The organism is Haloferax profundi, from assembly GCF_001469865.1.
Taxonomy (GTDB): domain Archaea; phylum Halobacteriota; class Halobacteria; order Halobacteriales; family Haloferacaceae; genus Haloferax; species Haloferax profundi.
Map to the genome: position 1 here is coordinate 1 of NZ_LOPV01000096.1, position 4,199 is coordinate 4,199.

Here is a 4,199-nt window from a genome sequence, read left to right on the forward strand (position 1 = left end):
ATTTTTGCGAGGTGAGCGACAGCGAACCTCGGAAAAAGGTGGTCGCACGTGGTTCCGGAACTCATCGAGCAGTTCGAGTAGACGACTACTGCGTCCGCTTCCCACATCTTTCAGTATCGACACCCACAGCGACGGCCACACGACGACACCGACGGAGCAAAATATCGTTGCCAGTCGGCGGTCAGAAACCGCCACGCGCTCCGTCCCAGTCGCTCGGTTTCGTCAAATCCGGTACGTACTTCCCTACCCAACCCTACGAACCGACAATGGAATACCTGGAGCGCCGGGTCACGATGGTAAACGACCGCCTCGAGGAGGTCGTCTCGGCGGTCGAACCGTCGGAACTCGCCGACCAACTCGACCACGTCGCTCTGGCGGGTGGCAAGCGCGTCCGCCCCGCTGTGACCATCCTCGCCTGTGAGGCCGTCGGGGGTGCCCCCGAAGACGCCGTCGACTTCGCGGTCGGCGTAGAACTCGTCCACAACGCGTCACTCGTCATCGACGACATCATCGACCGGTCCGACATCCGCCGCGGGACGCCGAGTGCGTGGTCCGAATACGGCTACGGCCCCGCAATCATCGCCTCGGACGGGCTGCTCGGAGAGGCGTTCGCCCTCCTCTCGTCGAGCGACCGAGCGACTCGCATCGTCGCCGAATCGATGGTCGAACTCGGCGAGGGCGAAGCGACCGAACTCGTCGCCATCCCCTCGAACGAAGACGAGTACATGGAACTGGCCCGGCGAAAGACGGGCGCACTGTTCCGCGCCGCCGCCGAACTTGGTGCCGTCGCCGCCGGTGGCGACGCACAGGTCGTCGAGGCTTTCGGCGACTACGCAGAGCGCGTCGGCGTTGCCTTCCAGATTCGCGACGACGTGCTGGACGCCACTGCAGACGCCGAAGAACTGGGCAAGCCGACTGGGCAGGACGCCGAGATGGGTCGCCCGTCGCTCGTGCAGGTGACAGACCTCACGCCCGAAGACGCGAATCAGCGCGCGCGAAAACAGGCTGACGACGCGCTCAGTGCGCTCGACTCCTCCGGCGTCGGTGACTCGGAGTCGTTGGAGTACCTCCGCGACTTGGCGCAGTTCGTCGTCGTCCGCGAGAGCTAATCGGGGTCGCTGGTCGCTTCCGAAAAGTCGCGTTCTCCCTCTCCTTCTTTTTCTCAGGCCGGTTGTTCGCCGTCAGGCGTCGTCGGGAACCGCGACTCGGCCACTGCGAACGTGAGCGTACTCAGCACGCCGAGGAGTGTGCCGACGGTGAGTGCGACGGCGAGACCGGTGAGGTAGAACTTCTGGACGCCGACGACGCCCTCCGGGAGGAAGAACCCTGAGAGTGCGTAGAGGACGATGGCGATAGCGGCCACGTAGAACGGCGCGTTGAGGTAGCGCCACTTGAACCGGTCGTGGAGGTACTCGTCGGTCACTTGGCCCAGACTGCTCGTGATACCGGCGGCGGCGAACCACTCGACAGCACCGTGGACGAGTGCGGCGAGGACGAGTCCCGCGGGTGGGTTGCCGCCGACGCTCTCTGTGACGGTCTGGAGGAGTTCGATACCGCGAACCCCGCCGACGACGAGGAGTGCCGCGGCAGCGACGTAAGTGATGATGGTGACACGGCCTGCGTAGAGGACGTTCCGGGCACGGTTCGCCGCTTCGTCGACGGCGGTTTCGAGTCCGAGGCCGCGAAACAGGGTGTAGAGGCCGAGTAGCGCCGAGATGAGACCCAACACGACGGCACCGGGCACGTCGAAGAGACTCGCGATGGTGACGAAGGGATAGATGAGCAGCAAGATACCGAGTGGGACGAGAATCGTCCCGCGCGTCTCGGGGTCGGCGAGTACCTGCTTCATCGTGTAGTACATCGATTCGAGGTTCTGCGCCTGCCTGACGACGACGCGGCGGACGCCGTCGATAGGCACCCGTGAACGGATGACCGGGAGGACGGATTCGTCCTGTGCGCCGTCGGAGATGACGATGGCGTGGATGGACTCGGCGGTCGAGATACTGGCGAGGACTGTGTCTATCTCCTCACCGATTGCTCGATTCGCCTTCACGTCGCTTCCATCGACGCCCGTGACGGCGGCGACTTCGACCTCTTCGTCTTCGTCTTCGAGGAGTTGGTCGTGGACGCGGATTCCCTGAAACAGGACGTTCACGTCGGAGTCCTCTGGGTCGGCGGTAGCGAGTGCTACTGCAGCATCCTCGACGTTCTGTCGGCCGACGACAGGGGTCGAGAGACCCGTCTTGCGGCCGAGGTCGTCGTCGAGGTCGACACAGAGGACCAAGAGCATCGTTGGTTCCTATGCCATGGGGATATATCTGTTTTCGGGGGCGCGGTCAGTGAGTCGTGGTCCGTCGATCAGTCCCCACCGACGCCGCCCGGACGAGTGTTACGTCGAACGGTCGGTGTCACACGTCGAACGGTCGGTGTCACCGACGGTGTCGAAGAGTATCTCGAACCGTGCACCCCCAGCGTCGCTCTCGGCGGTCCGGATAAGCCACCCGTGCGTGTGGACGATTTGCCGGACGATACCGAGTCCGAGTCCACGCTCCCCGTCGTCTGTGGAACTCACGCCCGTGTCGAAGATGTCGTCACGAACCGACTGGGGGATACCGGGGCCGTCGTCTTCGACGAAGAATCCGCGTCGCGACGGCAGTTGACCAGTGCGAATCACGAGTCCTGTGCCGTTGGTCGACGTACCGTGTTCCACAGCGTCGTCGGAACGATTCCGACGGCCTGTCGAGCCATGCTCGGCAACGTCATCGGGCTTCGCTCGATTGCTCGTGGAAGCGTGTTCCACCGCGTTGCGAAAGAGGTTCTCGAAGAGGCGTTTTACCCGACTCTCGTCTGCTTCGACGACCGGCAGTTCGCCGATTTCGAGCCTGGCGTCTTCGGTGCTCGACCGACTCATCTCCCACGCGACCGCTGCGGTGTCGGCCAAGGCGACGGGAGACGTGTCGACGGCCACCTGTTCGTCGCACGCCATCGAGCGAACGTCCTCGATTACCTCCTCGATGCGGCGATGGGCACGTTCGACGTGTTCAAAATGTGTCCGGTCCCCGTCTTCGCGGGCGATGCTGAGTCTTCCCTGTGCCACCGCCAGTGGGCCACGAATATCGTGCGAAAGGACACGAGCGAACGCTTCGAGGCGGGCGTTCTGTTGTGCGAGTTCCTGCTCGCGTCTGATTCGGTCCGTGAGGTCGGTCATCACGCCGAGTACGTTCGAGACAGTACCGTCTTCTGCGAACAGGGGGACTGCCCGTGCGGCGGCCCACCGGGCGGTCTCGCTCCCTTCGGGAGAGAACCGGAATTCGAAATCGTATCTGTCTTCGACGACGCCGGCTTCGATATCGTCGAACAGTACGTCGATTTCCCGCTCGAGTCGGTCTCTGTCGTCGACGTGGACGAGTTCGAGAAACGACATGGGGTCGTCGTAGAGTTCTGTACGTGAACGACCCCAGACCTGCTCGAACGTATCGTTGATGTAGACGATGTCGAACGCGTCGGGTTCGGAGAGAAAGACCATGTCTGGAAGCGACGAGATGACCTGTCTGGTGACGCGCTCTGAGCGCCTGAGTTCGCGTTCTGAGTCCAGACGAGCAGTGACGTCCGTCGCCGAACCGACGATGACTTCCTCACCATCGACCATCACACGTCGACCGGAGACTTCCATCGAAATCGGTCGTCCATCACCAGACAGGACGTCGATGGTGTACGCCATGGCGTCGACACTGGCGTGGTCTCTGGGGGCGATGCCTTCCTCGATTAGATGACGGTCCTCGTCGGCGACGAACTCGACGACCGGACGGCCGAGCGCCTCGTCCGGGTCGTAGTCGAGGAGGTCGAGTAGATAGTCGTTCGCGTACCTTAGGCGGCCGTCTCGGACGACGTACAGTCCGACGAGTGATTGTTCGACGATAGCTTCGTACCACGAGCGCATTCTGTCGCGTTCCGCAGAGCGGCGGGCACCCGAGACAGCATCTCGGATGCGGTCACGAAGCGTGTCGAGCGTCGCGTTCGAGTGGTCTTTCGGAAGATATCCGGTCGCGCCGGCGGCGATGGCGTCGCCGGCGATGGATTCGGACCCGTGGCGAGTGAACAGGATAAACGGGAGGTTCGGGTGTTCTTCGCGGACTGTCCGAAGCACGTCGATGCCTGTGGTCTCGTCGAATTCGTACTCGGAGACGACGCAATCGACC

At 63.1% G+C, this 4,199-nt stretch carries 3 protein-coding genes; 1 reads left to right on the top strand and 2 read right to left on the bottom strand.

Annotated elements, in window-relative coordinates:
• The first annotated feature begins 266 nt into the window (after positions 1 to 266).
• Entirely contained in the window at positions 267 to 1,109 is an 843-nt protein-coding gene (locus tag AUR66_RS04845) for a polyprenyl synthetase family protein (RefSeq protein ID WP_058571365.1), read from the top strand.
• Between the two features lie 53 nt (positions 1,110 to 1,162).
• On the opposite strand, the gene AUR66_RS04850 is transcribed toward AUR66_RS04845, so the two are convergent.
• Both AUR66_RS04850 and AUR66_RS04855 read right to left on the bottom strand, forming a co-directional pair.
• The gene (locus AUR66_RS04850) at positions 1,163 to 2,290 is read right to left on the bottom strand and encodes a DUF373 family protein (protein ID WP_058571366.1); all 1,128 of its coding nucleotides are present in this window, start codon (positions 2,288 to 2,290) and stop codon (positions 1,163 to 1,165) included.
• Between the two features lie 99 nt (positions 2,291 to 2,389).
• The coding region (locus AUR66_RS04855) for a PAS domain S-box protein (protein WP_058571367.1) at positions 2,390 to 4,199 on the bottom strand (1,810 nt) is incomplete at its 5' end.

Coding starts and splice junctions, on each gene's coding strand:
- AUR66_RS04845 (WP_058571365.1), top strand. CDS start 267: ATGGAATACCTGGAGCGCCGGGTCACGATGGTAAACGACCGCCTCGAG.
- AUR66_RS04850 (WP_058571366.1), bottom strand. CDS start 2,290: ATGCTCTTGGTCCTCTGTGTCGACCTCGACGACGACCTCGGCCGCAAG.